We start from the raw sequence: 15,354 nt of genomic DNA on the forward strand, positions 1-15,354 counted from the left end.
CCACCTTTTTTATAATGGCATTCTAAAGTTTGGATCCTGATATTCACGTTTAAAATATGTCGTTTGTTCTTTATCAAATACCTTGTTATATTCAACGGTTTGTACATAAGAATCATAGATGACAAATAGGTAAAGAGATGGTAAGTAAAGAAACCATTGTGGGTCAATAGCTTTAATAGCTGCCTTAAAATCGCCTAACATTGTAAAATGAATAGAAGGTAATAGGTTTGAATAATATACAATGACAATAAACCAGATAAAAAAGATAATTACAGATAATAATCGATTGATATAGAGATAACCCATACCGGGTGTGAAAATTGACCAAATAATAGCATAAAGAGGATTTCTTTTTTCTAATTTATTTAATTCCAGTGTATTGATATTATCCGAGATAATTTCATATCCATTTTTGTAACATAATAAGTAATCTTTATTATAAACAACCGTTTTGGTGTAGCTATCCCACATACCGTAAATATAGACGGGAATATAAACCAAAAACCATTTTAAATTAATGACATCCTTTGCTTTTTCAAATTCACCAATCATCGAAAGCAAAATGGCTTGATTGATTTGGGCCATTTGATTGATGAAAATCTCCCAACAAATTAGAATAAATCCGATCACATATTTGCACATCATAATTTGTCCTAATCCTGGAAAAGCAGCTGACCACCAAACAGGAATCCACGGATTTTTCAAATGTAAATAATTGATGGAGTAAGGGGAGACAAAAGCAGCGATATGGCGTGGGATATGTTGTGATTGTTTTGTTGTCATCTTTTGCCTACACCTCCAGAACATGCTATGGGTAGTTTTTACATTTGAAAGTCTTTTAATTCTATAAATAGTATTTCTCGAAAACAAAAACACCTCCGAAAACTTCGAAGGTGTTCCTCATTCATCACTATCCGTTTATTACCGCAATAATTCCTTCTTCATCATCTAGGACAAGCTCGATTCCGGCATAAGGATCACGGTTTAAAAATTCATCTAACCATAGGCGCAATGCTTCAATAATGTTTAGATTGATCAGTACCTGTTTACGCTCAGCAACATAAACTTCAGCAGAAAAACCGTAATCATCATCATACATTAATTCCACTTCTACCTCTTGCGGAGTAATTTGCTTTTTGCGAGAAATATAAACGCAAATCGCGTTAATAATGTCTTGCTCAGCAATGATTAGTTTCTCCATGAATTTCTTTCCTCTTGTACTTTTTTATTCACGTAGTAGGTAAAAAGCTTACGAACAATTGAAATTAAAATCAAAATTCCAATGATATTAACCATTAATCCAAGCATGGACCCTAAGAAGCCCATGTTGGCAAATAAACCGCCAAATAATAATCCTGCAAGACCACCTAACATTAAACCTTTCATTAAGCCGCTTGAAGATTTTTTCTTATATGGTGAAACAGTAGATTTATTCGTTGTCGATGATTTTTTTTGAAAAAAGGAATTGGTACTTGGACTCTTATTAGTGTTAAAGCTTCTTTTACCTGATTTATATCCTTTTGCTTCAACCGTTGTGGTATGGTCCTGGAAAACGACACTTCCAACCGGTGAAAATAATAGTGTTGCCGTAATAATTGCAGAGATGATTTTTTTCATGTTTTTCCCCCATCTATTTTTTGTTTTATGTTTAATGAGTTATAACTATAATCTCCAAAAAAGGTATCAAAAAAACCTTTACCATAATCGGTAAAGGTTTAAAGTTTAAAATTATCCCTTCACCATCTGGTAAAGGTCTCGCAAACAACATCATGTTGCCAGTTAAGCCGGTGATGTGACCATCACGTATTGACGACGTAACTGTAAGCTACTCCCCTTTGGAGTATTAAAGTTTTTAACTCATTAACTATACATGTATTTTATATAACATTAGGCAAATCGTCAACTGGGAGAGAATGTAATTTAAAGCAAAGGGAAGAGTTTAAAATAAATATTTCCTGTTAAGACTATGTTAGGCTATTGCTTAGTTTGGAAAACTATGGTAATATTTTTACGAACATTAGTTCTGTTTTGAAAAATAAGATGAGGTGACTGGGATGATTTTAGGGATTTCTCCATATTTAGTGACGAATGGAAATGGACAGGAAGCTGTTAAATTTTATGAAAGTGCTTTAGATGCAGAGGTATTGGGACTTCAAACATTTGGTGATATGCCAGAGGATCCAAACCATCCAACGCCTGAAGAAGCAAAAAATCGTGTGTTACACGCTAATTTAAAGATTGGCAACACTACACTAATGCTATCCGACACTTTCCCAGGACAACCTTATAATCTTGGTGACCAAGTTACCATAGCGATCATGATTAACAATGTTGAAAAAGCAAAAGAGGTTTTTGGAAAGTTAGAAGACGGTGGAAAGGTTCAAATGCCGCTACAAGAAACATTTTGGAGTCCAGCATATGGACAGGTAACAGATAAGTTCGGTATTACTTGGCAAGTATCAACAGAAGTTAACCAGTAAAAAATAGATCCCTTGTGCAGTCATCTGTACAAGGGATCTCGATTAACCAATGAAATATTGTTTTAGAGCTTGTTGTAAAGTTCCTAATGTTTTAGTGTTTTTATCAAAGTTAACGCCGATTTGAACCATTTTTCTAACGACTTCCGCTCTTATCCCCGTTAATACTGTATTACATCCCATCATTTTAGTTCCCTTAATAATTTTTATTAAATGATCAAGAGTGTCATTTTCTATATCTGCAATTCCGGATAGATCAATAATTAAGGTTTGGATGCGTAATCGTCCAATTTCACTTAATACCTTTTCTTCCAAAATGCTGGTGCGGAAAGAATCAATGGAACCGATTAAAGGTAAAATACAAATGGATGGTGTAATAGGAATAATTGGGACTGAAAGACTTTCAACTAATTGTCGTTGTGCCGTGATTAATGAATCTTTATATGTAGAATAATTAATAAAAAACACATTTAAAAATTGATCAATACCATTATTAACTTGCTGTTCAATAATAAAAAAATCTTCAATCGATGTTTTTTTTATTTTATCGTTGTATAAGTGAATGAAATTCCAGAACGTTCTTCTAATCGCTTGAACCCATTCTAATTTAAATGACAATGTTAGAGATTGAGTTGCCCACGCAATGGCTTCTTTCTTGGCAAAGGCTTGAAGGTCTTTTTCTTTGCCATCGATAACAAAAATCACAAGCTTATGTGCATTATTAACAAGATCAATATTGCCAACCGTTAAAATTTCTTCAATTTTTTCTTTTACGTTTACGGCTTCTTTTAATAAGGTGTCCTCAAAATCCTGTTTATTTGATATGATAAATTCTTTTATCTTCGCTAATTCTTCATGAATGTTCTCCATTATCATACTCCCCCCTATACTGCTTCTATATTTTTAAATCTAATACCCTTTATTTATTATAATAAACCAAAATATTAGTAAAATTTTCAAATATTTACCCTTATACAGTTTCTATTTAGTATAGTTACAGACCTTGACTATTCATTACTAAAAAAATCCTAGCTTCTCAAAATGAAGCTAGGATAATGATTTATTTTGTATAAACGCCTAAAAATTGCTGGATTCGTCTAGCTGCCTCAGACAACCGTTCTGGAGGCTGAACCATGGCGATTCGTACATAACCTTCTCCTTGTTTTCCGAAGGCATCACCGGGAATGACTGCAACACCTGCTTGATCAATCAAATCAAAAGCAAAGTCACGAGATTTCCAACCAGTGGGGATTTTTGCCCAAACGAACATGGTTGCAGGGGAGTTAGCTACTTCCCAACCACTTTTTTGAAGTCCTGAAACCAAAGCATCTCTTCGCATTTCATAGTGTTGCACTTGTTCTGCTAAGAATGAATAATCTGAAGTCAAAGCTTTTACCGCAGCTTTTTGAATCGGATAAAAAATACCATAATCAATATGAGATTTAAAGTTGGCAAGGATTTGGATGGCCTGAGAATTCCCCGCAACATAAGCAATTCGACACCCAGCCATATTAAATGTTTTGGATAGGGAGTTAAATTCAATTCCCACTTCCTTCGCACCTGGAACAGAAAGAAAACTAACTTGAGGGTTACCATCAAATATTAATTCTGAGTATGCGAAATCATGAACAATCAGAATGTCATGAAGCTTTGCAAACTGTACAACCTTTTCAAAAAAGTTTGCATCAGCAAGAGCTGTAACTGGATTCCCTGGGTAACTAAGAATCATCATTTTCGTTTTTTGCAAAATATCTAAAGGAATTTCATCAAGCAGTGGTAGAAACTGATTTTCAGCTAATAATGGCATTGGATAAATATGTCCACCAGCTATTGTTACACTAGCTTCATAGATTGGATAACCTGGATCAGGGACTAAAACATAATCACCAGGATTAATGATCGCAGTTGCAAGATGAGCAAGCCCATCCTGTGAGCCCATTAACTGTAGAACTTCATTTCTAGCATCAAGTTCAACAGAATAACGTTTTTGATAAAAATAACATACTGCCTCATTAAATTCATCTAGTCCTTTTAAAGTATATCCATATTTGCTAGGATCTTTTGCATATTCCGCAATGGATTCCATGACAAAAGACGGGGGAGAGAAATCTGGACTCCCTACGCTTAGGTCAATTACATCTTTTCCTTTTGCCATAGCTTCCTGTTTTCGGTTAGCTACCTCTTGAAAAATACTAGAGGTCATTTTCTGGACCTTTTCCGAACCGTAGAGTTTCATAGACATTCCCCTTTACTTGTTATAATTATCTGTCTTACTAACAGAATGTTTGGAATTGTTTTAACTATTTTAATATAATTTCGATTATAACAGTCTATGGGATGTCATTCTAGTGCCTTTTTTCATTATTTTTGGGTGGGAGGAATCAGTATTTATAAATGATTTCTATAATTGTTTTCGCGAACCAGTAAATAGATTAAAATAGTCTTATCAATTTAAAGGAGAAAAAATATGGAATTCAAAAAATCTAACCCTGATCAGGTTGCCCCTCCGATTGCTCAGTATAGTCATGTTGTTGTCATTCCTAAAAATGCGGACCTAGTTGTCTTATCAGGTCAAATAGGAAATGATAAAGATGGTCATTTGCCAAGCGAGATCGAAGCCCAATTTGCGAATGCTTTAGAAAATATAAAATTGATTTTAAAAAGTGAAGGCTTAGATGCTAGTAGTATTTTTAAGGTTAACTTTTGGTTTACTGAAAAAATGAGCAGAGAATTCTACATCGAAAAATGGAGTGAGTTTTACATTGAATCCCCTCCGGCAACAACATTAGCTTACGTAGCTGCATTAGCAAGACCAGAAATTAAGGTTGAGATTGAGGTGTGGGCAGCTAAATAATGTATTTTTACATACAAAAAGCAGTGTGATTTCTTGGAAGAAATCACACTGCTTTCTTAAGAGGATGAACATCAAATTTCAATAATAATCGGTAAAATCATTGGTTTTCTCTTCGTTTGGGCAAAGAGGTATTGTCCAACCGTCTTTTTAATGGCTTGCTTGATAATATTCCACTGACGAACATTGTCCTCCTGCAGGTCGTTAACGGTTTTTCTTACCATACTGTTGATTTCTCTTAAGAGATCTTCGGAATCCTTAACAAAAACAAATCCACGGGTAATCGTGTCCGGACCGGAGATGATTTTTCGATCCCTTTTGCTTAATGTAAGAACGATGACGAGCATCCCATCTTCCGATAATTGTTTTCTGTCTCGTAACACGATGGCTCCAACGTCACCAACACTTAATCCATCTACATACGTATCCCCTGCAGGAACACTGCGAGTTTGGCGAGCAACTGAATTTTCGATATCCACGACTTCACCATTTTTAATAATAAAGGTGTTTCCTTTTTCAACACCTACAGATTCTGCTAATTGACTGTGGTGATAGAGCATTCGATATTCACCGTGAATTGGAATAAAATAGGTAGGCTGCATGAAGGTCAGCATGAGCTTTAAATCTTCCTGATAGCCGTGTCCTGAAACATGCATTCCTGTGGTACTGCCTGATCCATAAATCACTTTAGCGCCGAGCTGAAAAAGATTGTCGATGATTTGAGAAACACCTTTCTCATTCCCAGGGATGGGTGAAGCAGCGAGAATCACGGTGTCCCCTGGATAGATGACGGCATCTCGGTAGTTTCCAGTTGATAATCGTGCGAGGGCAGCCATTGGTTCCCCTTGGCTTCCAGTACAAAGAATGGCAACCCTTTCAGGTGCAAAATTTTCAATTTCATGAGCTTCAATAAGCATCCCTTCTGGAACCGTTAAATAACCGCGTTCCATGGCCACTTGTACCACATTGACCATACTGCGACCAAGTAAGGCGAGCTTCCGATTGGTTTTTAAAGCGGAATGTACCACTTGTTGTACCCGATTTACATTGGAAGCAAAGGTGGAAACAATCACTTTACCTTCCGCTTTCATAAAGGCTTCATCCATATGCTCGCCTACCATTAGCTCGGATGGGGTTAAGCCTTTTCGTTCTGCATTCGTACTTTCTGAAATTAAAACTAGAACACCTTGTTTACCTATTTCCGCCATTTTATGGATATCTGAATATTGGTGGTTAGCAGGTGTTAAATCGAATTTAAAATCACCGGTATGTACCACATTTCCTGCAGGTGTATGGAAGACAATCCCTAAGCAGTCAGGAATACTGTGGCTAACTTTGAAAAAGGATACACCAATCTTTCCTAATTCTAATTTTGAGTCCGAGTGAATCGAAATAAGCGTAGTATCACCTTTTAAACGGTGCTCGTCTAATTTTAGTTCGATTAAGCCCAGTGTAAAATTGGTTGCATAAATAGGGACATTTAACTTTTTTAAAAAGTAAGGTACACCGCCAATATGATCTTCATGTCCATGAGTCACGATTAAGGCTCTGATTTTTTCTTGATTTTCTTCTAAATAGGTCATATCAGGGATAATTAAATCAATACCCAATAAACTTTCATCAGGAAACTTACCGCCACAATCAATAATCACAATGTCATTATCATATTGAACCACATACATGTTTTTTCCGATTTCATTAATACCACCTAAGGCAAAAATGGATAATAGATTTTCACTTTTACTCAATGCTCATATCCTCCTACATTCAGCTAGATGGTGGTAGTATTCCCATTTTTAGTTATCTATAAATAAACTTTGACCAATTTCAGCAATAATGTCGTTTTTATACAAGTTGATAAATTTTTCTACTTGTCTAAAAACAACTTATTTTATATGCTATAATCATGCTTTTAAAAATATTCGTGTCCCGAAAGAGAAAAAGGGATATGCATTTTTATACATTAACAAAAAGGTGGGGAAAATGTTGAAACAATTCATTATTGAAGAAATTGAACGTTGCCGAGAGGATTTTTATAACCTGAGTATCTATATCGGAGAGAATCCTGAGCTTGGTCATGAGGAATTTAAGGCATGTGCCGCTCTAACGGAAGTTTTACGAAAGCATGATTTTGCTGTTGAAATAGGAACTTGTGGTTTACCGACGGCATTCACTGCAACGTTTGACAGCGGAAAAGAAGGGCCAGTTATTGGTTATATGGCAGAATATGATGCGCTTCCAGAGGTTGGTCATGCATGCGGCCATAATTTAATTGGAACAATGGGGATTGCTGCAGGTATTGGTCTAAGTAAGGTAATGAAAGAGACTGGCGGTAAAGTCATCGTTTTTGGTACACCTGCAGAGGAAACAAAAGGTGGAAAGGTAACGATGGCGGAAGCTGGTATCTTTGAAAGTCTGGATATTGCCTTAATGGTTCATCCATTAGACCGTTATATGAAAAGTGGTTCTTCTCTAGCAATGGATGCCATTCAGTTTGAGTTTTTTGGAAAGTCTTCTCATGCAGCAGCAAGTCCACATTTAGGTATCAATGCATTAGATGCTGTTCTGCAAACCTTCAACAGCATAAATGCTTTAAGACAACATGTCACATCTGATGTACGTATTCACGGAATTATTCCGGAGGGTGGAAAAGCAGCGAATGTCGTACCTGATTATGCGGTTGCACAATTCTATGTTCGGGCCGCAAGACGTGATTATTTAAATGAACTTGTTGAAAAAGTGAAAAAGTGTGCAGAAGGAGCAGCTTTACAAACAGGTGCTACCTTAAAAATATCCAACTATGAGTTTTCATACGATGATATGATCACGAATGACTATCTATCTGAGGCTTTTACGAAAGAGCTAGTTGCACTTGGAGTAGAGGAATCAGAGATTTTTACAGATCGAGACGGTTCTGGATCTTTGGACATGGGAAATGTTAGCCAAGTGGTTCCTGCGATTCATCCGTATATTAAAATATGTAATGAAGCATATGCTTGCCATACACATGAATTCCGTGAAGCAGCTATGAGTGAACAAGCTAGAGAAGCAATGATGGTAGGTGCAAAGGCTATGGCATTAACAGGTTATGAGGTTTTAACCAATAAAGAACTGTTAAACCAAATTAAAGAGGAATTCAACAAGCAAAAGGCAAAATAGTCTTTTAATAAAATAATGAAGGAGTTGTTCAAAAGAACAACTCCTTATTTAAATACATCTCTTGGGATACCAAGATAATTGTATAGGAATATAAAAAATAGGATAGAAATGCCCCAAGCTATCAATGGTCTGTTCATGTGAATTCTTAAAACCGGAAACATAACAAAGTTAAATAAAATGGATAAAGGCATATTCCATCCGTGCTTATATGTCAGTAGATTCAAAAATTTCGTGTTTATAAATTCAATGAGGCAATAAATAAAAATCCATAATAATAACCATAAAACTTGTTTTACTTTGGATTGGGGATAATGGCCAAGAAAGATTAATATTGTGGATGCATAAGCGATAGCCATAATCATTAAATTAATCACCAAATGGCCAAATAAAAGATTTTCAGCAAAGATGGTTTCTTGGTAAATCCAAAGTCTATGTTTATGTAAAACAGCGTTATAAAATAAATCCCCTCCAATAAAAAATAAGAAGGTAGGATAATATTTTTGCCAATGTCTCCAATCTCCCCACTTGGCTGCAGCAAGCAGGAATATACCATTCAAAAGAATATGCATAAAGTTACCCTCTTTAAAAACTCAAGTTAACTTTATTTTTTCCCAAAAGGATGGAAAGTTATTTATTATTTAGATTTATTGTGATAGTTAATAATTATTTAATATAAAAAAAGAGAAGCTGTGAGTTAAAGCTTCTCTTAACTATTTTTAGAAAATTAATGTACTCGAATGATTTCATAAATATCTTCGTCATGATGTACTCTTGTGTGCTTGGATTCCATCAATTCAAATTCCTCAGCACGGTCAATAGGCTCACCTAACCACCAGTTTTTTATTTCATAATAGATAAAGTTAAACACAAGCGTTCCCTCCTATAATTTTGGACTGAAAATGTTTTTTGCTTGCGTAATATTTATTTGTGAATTATTTCACAAATAAATTATAACATAGAAATATAAAAAATGTGACCAGAGATAAGTGTTTTCATAAAGTTGTCATAATCCTTCTCACATTCTTCACCATCTGTTTTTGTAAGTAGAATAATAACGAAACTCCCGACACATACTTCTTGTATCAAAGGTTCGATTTGAATAAAAGGAGATATAATATGCATTGGTATGAGAAGCTAAATCAATATTTTCCTATCGAAGAAATGAAATCAAAAGAGCATATGGAAACCTTATTGAAGGAACGCGGGGATATTTATCATAAAGATGAAGGGCCAAACCATGTGTTAATGTATGTAGAATTAGACAACTTTGTATTTGTTGATTACCTCTTTGTTTCAAAAGATGCCCGTGGTCAAGGGCTAGGACACAAACTATTGGTAAAATTAAAACAAAAAGAAAAGCCAATCATCCTCGAAGTAGAGCCTGTTAACTATGAAGATAGCGATACAGAAAAGAGATTACGTTTTTATAAGCGTGAAGGTTTTCAGCATGCAGAGTCCATTGGTTACAAAAGAAGATCATTGGCTACAAAAGAAATAAGTTCGATGGAAATCCTTTATTGGGCACCAAACAATGAGTCTGAAGAGATGATTTTTGAAGCAATGAAAAAGACATATGATATGTTCCATACCTATAAAGATCAGCACTTTTATGGTGAATCCTATCAGCCTGTTGAAGAGGTATTGACCTTAAAGGAAGATCAGGAAACGGATAACATCTTAGATAATATTGAAAGTTAATGTAAAAAGGAACGCCCCATCTAATGATGGGGTTAATTGGTGTTTCTGTCTGCTACTAAAATCCTTACCATAACTCCAATGAAAGAAACCAGCGCTTGACAGGGAATAAATTCTCGTGTTAAATTTATCTCGAAATAAAAATATATTAATTAAAGATAATTTAATTTTTAATATTAATGATTAGTGCCTCATTTTAATAGGAAAAATATATCATCCAAGATGTTAAGGAGGATTTATCATCATGAACCATTTAAAAGGAATACACCATGTAACGGCTATTACTAGCAGTGCGGAAGAAAATTATAAATTTTTTACTTATATATTAGGAATGCGATTAGTAAAGAAGACTGTAAACCAAGATGATATTCAAACGTATCATTTATTTTTTGCTGATGATACGGGTAGCCCAGGTACAGATATGACCTTTTTCGATTTTCCTGGCATTCCTAAAGGTGTTCATGGTACAAATGAGATTTCAAAAACCTCTTTTCGTGTACCGAGTGATGCCGCCATCGATTATTGGGTTAAGCGCTTTGACCGATTAGGAGTAAAACACACGGGAGTAAAAGTGGAATTTGGTAAAAAAACACTCTCCTTTGTCGATTTTGATGATCAACAATATCAGTTGATTTCTGATGAAACAGATGAGGGAGTCACAACAGGAACTCCATGGCAAAAGGGACCCATTCCGTTAGAATACGCGATAACAGGTCTCGGACCAATCTTCGTTCGAGTGGCTAATTTTGATTATTTTAAAGAAATGCTGGAAAAGGTTTTACTTTTTAAAGAAACAGGAAGTGAAGGTTCTTTCCATTTATTTGAGGTTGGAGAAGGAGGAAACGGTGCTTCAATCGTAGTAGAGTATAATACCATTCTTCCACAGGCGCGCCAAGGCTTTGGTACAGTCCATCATGCAGCCTTCCGTGTTGAGGACCGCTCCATTATTGACGAATGGGATCAACGATTAAGAGGTTTTGGTTTCCAAACTTCAGGTTTTGTTGACCGATTCTTCTTTGGGTCTTTATATGCGAGAGTGGCACCTCAAATCTTATTTGAATTTGCCACAGACGGACCTGGATTTATGGGTGATGAGCCATATGAAACTCTTGGTGAAAAATTATCACTGCCACCATTTTTGGAATCGAAGCGTGAACAAATAGAAAAACTAGTTCGTCCAATTGATACGGTAAGAAGTACGATTGATTTTACAAAAGAATAATAGTTTTAACATGAACGCTTGGATGTTGTATTCCAAGCGTTTTTTATGGATTCCAATTAAATTAATGAAAAATGGTTAGAATTTGTCCAAAAATGCGAAAAAGGGCTTCAAATTTGAAATTTGGAGCCCTTTTTTGCATTTTTAGCAAAAAAACTGCTTCAAATTTGTATTTTATCGATTCGAACGAAATTTTCATTCCCGTTATGGTAGAAGTACCCGGGAATACATGGAAGAGCGCGCTTTCTGAAAGGACATTACCTTGGAAAGCTTTGAAGAATTAGCCGTACAATACCAACCAATGATTTATAAAATTATTCGATCTCTGTCACTTTATAAAAACAAGGATGAGTTTTATCAAATTGGTCTCATTGCCTTATGGGATGCAAGCAAAGCCTTTGATGCTAATAAGGGGAACTTTACTAATTATGCCTATACCTTTATTAAGGGAAGGATCTTAACCGATTTAAATAAAACGAAAAAACTGGAGGAACGTAATATATACCCCGAAGAAGAATTTTGGGAAATGATTCCGAACTCGGAACAGGAAAATCCAATGGAAGAGCTACTATTAGAATCACACTGTCACACCTTAACGCCACATCAGAGAAAATGGCTTTATTACACCTGCGTGGATCAGTTAACGGTGAAGGAGATTGCTGAAAAGGAGAGGGTTTCGATATCAGCCGTAAAAAACTGGAGGGCTGGAGCTAGAAAAAGGTTGGAGGAATGTAAAGAAAATTGATAATGAAGGGCTAGGCTAAGTTGGAAGAGCCTAGCCCTTGAAATGTTCCTCATATTAACTGTTTCTTTGAGAGAAGGATTATCCCTATATTCATAGAATTAATAAAAAAGGAGGGAAATCCATATGAATAAAAACTTTTCTAATTTCCAAGAGTTTTGGCCATTTTATTTGTCGCAGCATAGAAAAAAATCAACAAGAGCCTGGCATTTTGTTGGGACATCTTTTGTCTTTTTATTTGTTATTCTAGCTATCTTTTTTAATGTATGGTATTTACTATTGGCCCCGATTATTGCCTACGGACTAGCCTGGTATAGTCACTTTTTTATTGAAGGGAACAAGCCAGCCACCTTTGGCCATCCCTTTTGGTCACTTCGTGCAGACTTTCAAATGTATGGATATATCTTGACGGGAAAACTGAATCAAGAATTAAAGCGTCATCAAATTTAATAAATGAGGGTTTAAGATGAGAAATGATCAAGTATCTACATATGAAGAAGCAGTCCAAGTAATTAAAGAAGTTGGAATGTTGCCGCTTGCACCGTTATTACCCGATTATCCATCATTGGACAGTATCACTGAAAAAAATCAATGGCATTCAGGGACCGAGAATGATCCTTGGATATGTCGTACTAGATTTGCTGCCGATGGAATTGCTGCTTATGGAAAGTTCATCAAGAAGAAGGCTATTTTTCTCTCAAAAGAGCAACTTCCATTATTTAAATCTGCTTTAGGATATTCAGAGAGTGTAGAAGGACGTTATCATAATGGCTATGTTTCAAAGGAAGCATTTGATTTGTATACCATCATCAGTCAGGAACAGGGAATTGACACTAGGGTTTTAAGAGCAAAGGCAGGAATGAAAGATAAGGAGAATAAAAGGGCCTTTGACAATGCATTAGTTGAATTGCAGGGGAGTCTGGATATCGTCATTTCAGGCGTCAAAGAAAAGCAAGATGAATTTGGTGAAAAGAATGGTTGGAGTACTACGGCTTATGAAACTTATGATCATTGGGCGAATAAACACCAAGTCTCTGATTGTCCATTAAATCAAAAAGAGGCTGTCGAAGCGCTTCTTCATCTTTTTGAAGCAAGCTGTCCCCCTGAGACTTTGAGAAAAATCGAAAAAATATTGAAATAACACTGTTCACTTTTAGAACAGTGTTTTTTTGAAATAACGCAGATAAAAGTAGGTAGGCGTAACTTAGGTTAACTAGTTCAAATAAGTGAGGAAGCAATAGAAATAGCAGGATCATTTCTTAGTTCGTTCGGATTGGAACATGTAGCGGACTTACGTTCCGTTATTTCAGTAAAAACATATGATTTTTGTAAGTTAAAGGACTCACGTTCCGTTATTTAGTTAATTTGAAGTTATTTTTAGTGATTTCGGGCAAATAACGGAACTGGTGTCCGTAAGAGCTATGAAAAAGAGGGATATTTGCAAAATAACGGATTCTCAGTCCCATAATAATTTAATCAACATATGTAGTGGGCTTCATTGAGAATTAGGCGAATATAAAAGAATTTATTTTAACTACTTACACACAGATGGCACTCCTTTTATAACTTTGAAAAATATCAAACTAAAAAAATTTTAAATTTCCTCTTGAAAAGTATACTAGAAATATATTAATATAATAAATGTCTTCACAAGGTAGTAATATTGTTAAATACGGCCCATTGGTCAAGCGGTTAAGACACCGCCCTTTCACGGCGGTAACACGGGTTCGAATCCCGTATGGGTCACCAACTTTTTTTCGCAACAGCAAAAAGAAAGTTCCTTAACATCGCGACAGCGAAACGACAACAAATATGGAGGATTAGCTCAGCTGGGAGAGCATCTGCCTTACAAGCAGAGGGTCGGCGGTTCGATCCCGTCATCCTCCACCAACTTTTTTTCGCGACAGCGAAAAGAAAGTTCCTTAACATCGTGACAACGAAAAGAACTTTCCATAATCGCGATAGCGAAAAGAAAGTTCCTTAACATCGTGACAGCGAAAAGCACTTCCTTAAAAGAGAAAGCAATAATAACCTAGGGGCATAGTTTAAAGGTAGAACTAAGGTCTCCAAAACCTTCAGTGTGGGTTCGATTCCTACTGCCCCTGCCATCTTCATTTGGCAGATCTATAATGCGGGTGTAGTTTAATGGTAAAACCTCAGCCTTCCAAGCTGATGTCGTGGGTTCGATTCCCATCACCCGCTCCATACATATTGTGACCAACGCAGTGTTTCAATTTTAAAAATTGAAGTATTGCGTTTTTTTTTTGCTTTTATTTTTGAAATGCCCCTACTGTAAAATCGATCATATAGGAAGCGATATAGTAAGCGATTAAGGAAAACATAGCTTTGTCCCAGCCAAAAACAAATCCGGCACAACAGAAAATGAAGACATTGATAAACATGACGACTTTTCCTATTGAAAATGAGGTCCTCTTATTAACGAAGATCCCTATTATTTCTGTACCGTCGAGAGACCCCCCAGACCGGATGACCATCCCAACACCGATACCTAAAAGTGCACCTCCCATAATCGATGCTAAAAAAGGATTATCAGTTGGAACTGGAACATTGTATAGAAAAAACGTCACTAAGGATAAAAGGGTAATACCTAACAAAGTCATGACCAAAAACTTTTTGCCAAATTGTCTGTAACCTAAGTAGAGGAAGGGTAGATTTAGAATTAATAGGAAAAACTCTAATTTAAAGCCTGTTAAATAGGACATGATGATCGATACTCCTACAATTCCACCATCAATAATTTTATTAGGGACTAAGAAAAATTCCAATCCCAATGATACAAATAGGGCCCCTATTAGAATAAAAAAGGCTCTTATAATAAATTGAGATGGAGACATTCTACTGCGGACCAGCTTTTCATTTTCTAACGAGAAAAACTTAACCATGATAAATGCAGGTACCAAAAATCCGATCGTTTCTTCCATAAAGGCAATGGCTTTAGACCATCCAACTGGTTTAATTTCACTATAGCCATGGGATATAAAGGTGGTCGCACTAAAATGAAAAGCTCTTATTACTTTTTCCGGAAATAATACATGCTGCTTACTTGTTGAAACTTCCTCTTTTAAAGACCCTAAGCCTAAGAAATCTAGTAGAAGATACAAAAGACTAAATAAAATAAAAACATTTACATAAAGGAAGATAAAGATAAGTAAGGGATAAAATTTTCCAATCCTTTTCATATGTATAGGCA

General features: G+C 35.7%; 17 protein-coding genes and 4 tRNA genes. 12 read left to right on the forward strand and 9 right to left on the reverse strand.

All coding sequences use genetic code 11. The features are described from left to right. Positions 1 to 9: 9 nt before the first annotated feature. From ACSBPO_RS03740 to ACSBPO_RS03750, 3 genes are all read right to left on the reverse strand, one after another. Positions 10 to 783: a hypothetical protein gene (locus tag ACSBPO_RS03740; RefSeq protein ID WP_442598742.1), complete on the reverse strand. Its 774-nt coding sequence runs from the start codon at positions 781 to 783 to the stop codon at positions 10 to 12. Positions 784 to 910: 127 nt separating this feature from the next. Beyond that, the gene (locus ACSBPO_RS03745) at positions 911 to 1,201 is read right to left on the reverse strand and encodes a YxcD family protein (protein ID WP_442598743.1); all 291 of its coding nucleotides are present in this window, start codon (positions 1,199 to 1,201) and stop codon (positions 911 to 913) included. After that, positions 1,189 to 1,617: a hypothetical protein gene (locus ACSBPO_RS03750; RefSeq protein ID WP_442598744.1), complete on the reverse strand. Its 429-nt coding sequence runs from the start codon at positions 1,615 to 1,617 to the stop codon at positions 1,189 to 1,191. Before ACSBPO_RS03750 ends, ACSBPO_RS03745 begins: the two co-directional genes overlap by 13 nt. 437 nt (positions 1,618 to 2,054) lie before the next feature. On the opposite strand from ACSBPO_RS03750, the gene ACSBPO_RS03755 reads away from it, so the two are divergent. Beyond that, positions 2,055 to 2,480 carry a VOC family protein gene (locus ACSBPO_RS03755; protein ID WP_442598745.1) on the forward strand — a complete coding sequence of 142 codons (426 nt, stop codon included), beginning with the start codon at positions 2,055 to 2,057 and terminating at the stop codon, positions 2,478 to 2,480. A 42-nt stretch (positions 2,481 to 2,522) separates the two neighbouring features. Here ACSBPO_RS03755 and ACSBPO_RS03760 read toward each other — a convergent pair whose 3' ends face one another. Continuing rightward, complete coding sequence (locus tag ACSBPO_RS03760) at positions 2,523 to 3,347, reverse strand: STAS domain-containing protein (protein WP_442598746.1); 825 nt, start codon at positions 3,345 to 3,347, stop codon at positions 2,523 to 2,525. 190 nt (positions 3,348 to 3,537) lie between these two features. Continuing rightward, a complete protein-coding gene (locus ACSBPO_RS03765) occupies positions 3,538 to 4,713 on the reverse strand; it encodes an LL-diaminopimelate aminotransferase (RefSeq protein ID WP_442598747.1) in 1,176 nt (391 codons plus the stop codon). Positions 4,714 to 4,944: 231 nt separating this feature from the next. On the opposite strand from ACSBPO_RS03765, the gene ACSBPO_RS03770 reads away from it, so the two are divergent. After that, the gene (locus ACSBPO_RS03770; RefSeq protein WP_442598748.1) at positions 4,945 to 5,331 is read left to right on the forward strand and encodes a RidA family protein; all 387 of its coding nucleotides are present in this window, start codon (positions 4,945 to 4,947) and stop codon (positions 5,329 to 5,331) included. Positions 5,332 to 5,402: 71 nt separating this feature from the next. Here ACSBPO_RS03770 and ACSBPO_RS03775 read toward each other — a convergent pair whose 3' ends face one another. Continuing rightward, positions 5,403 to 7,010, reverse strand: coding sequence for a ribonuclease J (locus ACSBPO_RS03775; RefSeq protein WP_442600306.1), 1,608 nt, complete (start codon positions 7,008 to 7,010; stop codon positions 5,403 to 5,405). 301 nt (positions 7,011 to 7,311) lie between these two features. On the opposite strand from ACSBPO_RS03775, the gene ACSBPO_RS03780 reads away from it, so the two are divergent. Beyond that, complete coding sequence (locus ACSBPO_RS03780; protein ID WP_442598749.1) at positions 7,312 to 8,487, forward strand: M20 family metallopeptidase; 1,176 nt, start codon at positions 7,312 to 7,314, stop codon at positions 8,485 to 8,487. 44 nt (positions 8,488 to 8,531) lie between these two features. Here ACSBPO_RS03780 and ACSBPO_RS03785 read toward each other — a convergent pair whose 3' ends face one another. Both ACSBPO_RS03785 and ACSBPO_RS03790 read right to left on the reverse strand, forming a co-directional pair. After that, entirely contained in the window at positions 8,532 to 9,056 is a 525-nt protein-coding gene (locus ACSBPO_RS03785; RefSeq protein ID WP_442598750.1) for a CBO0543 family protein, read from the reverse strand. A gap of 155 nt (positions 9,057 to 9,211) precedes the next feature. Continuing rightward, positions 9,212 to 9,355 carry a hypothetical protein gene (locus ACSBPO_RS03790; protein ID WP_442598751.1) on the reverse strand — a complete coding sequence of 48 codons (144 nt, stop codon included), beginning with the start codon at positions 9,353 to 9,355 and terminating at the stop codon, positions 9,212 to 9,214. Between the two features lie 248 nt (positions 9,356 to 9,603). On the opposite strand from ACSBPO_RS03790, the gene ACSBPO_RS03795 reads away from it, so the two are divergent. From ACSBPO_RS03795 to ACSBPO_RS03835, 9 genes are all read left to right on the forward strand, one after another. Then, the gene (locus tag ACSBPO_RS03795; RefSeq protein ID WP_442598752.1) at positions 9,604 to 10,185 is read left to right on the forward strand and encodes a GNAT family N-acetyltransferase; all 582 of its coding nucleotides are present in this window, start codon (positions 9,604 to 9,606) and stop codon (positions 10,183 to 10,185) included. A 241-nt stretch (positions 10,186 to 10,426) separates the two neighbouring features. After that, on the forward strand, positions 10,427 to 11,404 hold the full coding sequence (locus ACSBPO_RS03800; protein WP_442598753.1) for a ring-cleaving dioxygenase: 978 nt from the start codon (positions 10,427 to 10,429) through the stop codon (positions 11,402 to 11,404). Positions 11,405 to 11,663: 259 nt separating this feature from the next. Then, positions 11,664 to 12,146, forward strand: coding sequence for a sigma-70 family RNA polymerase sigma factor (locus ACSBPO_RS03805; RefSeq protein ID WP_442598754.1), 483 nt, complete (start codon positions 11,664 to 11,666; stop codon positions 12,144 to 12,146). Positions 12,147 to 12,269: 123 nt separating this feature from the next. Beyond that, complete coding sequence (locus ACSBPO_RS03810; protein ID WP_442598755.1) at positions 12,270 to 12,593, forward strand: Mpo1-like protein; 324 nt, start codon at positions 12,270 to 12,272, stop codon at positions 12,591 to 12,593. 16 nt (positions 12,594 to 12,609) lie between these two features. Beyond that, positions 12,610 to 13,284, forward strand: a complete 675-nt coding sequence (locus ACSBPO_RS03815) for an AlkZ-related protein (protein WP_442598756.1) — start codon at positions 12,610 to 12,612, stop codon at positions 13,282 to 13,284. Between the two features lie 533 nt (positions 13,285 to 13,817). Beyond that, positions 13,818 to 13,892, forward strand: a tRNA-Glu gene (locus tag ACSBPO_RS03820). Positions 13,893 to 13,957: 65 nt separating this feature from the next. After that, positions 13,958 to 14,033 (forward strand) — tRNA-Val (locus ACSBPO_RS03825). A 144-nt stretch (positions 14,034 to 14,177) separates the two neighbouring features. After that, positions 14,178 to 14,251 (forward strand) — tRNA-Trp (locus ACSBPO_RS03830). Between the two features lie 23 nt (positions 14,252 to 14,274). After that, positions 14,275 to 14,348: transfer RNA gene (locus ACSBPO_RS03835), tRNA-Gly, on the forward strand. 65 nt (positions 14,349 to 14,413) lie between these two features. On the opposite strand, the gene ACSBPO_RS03840 is transcribed toward ACSBPO_RS03835, so the two are convergent. Continuing rightward, positions 14,414 to 15,343, reverse strand: coding sequence for a YitT family protein (locus ACSBPO_RS03840; RefSeq protein WP_442598757.1), 930 nt, complete (start codon positions 15,341 to 15,343; stop codon positions 14,414 to 14,416). Positions 15,344 to 15,354: the final 11 nt, after the last annotated feature.

The sequence above is a fragment of the Neobacillus sp. D3-1R genome (assembly GCF_052180215.1).
Taxonomy (GTDB): Bacteria; Bacillota; Bacilli; order Bacillales; family Cytobacillaceae; genus Pseudoneobacillus.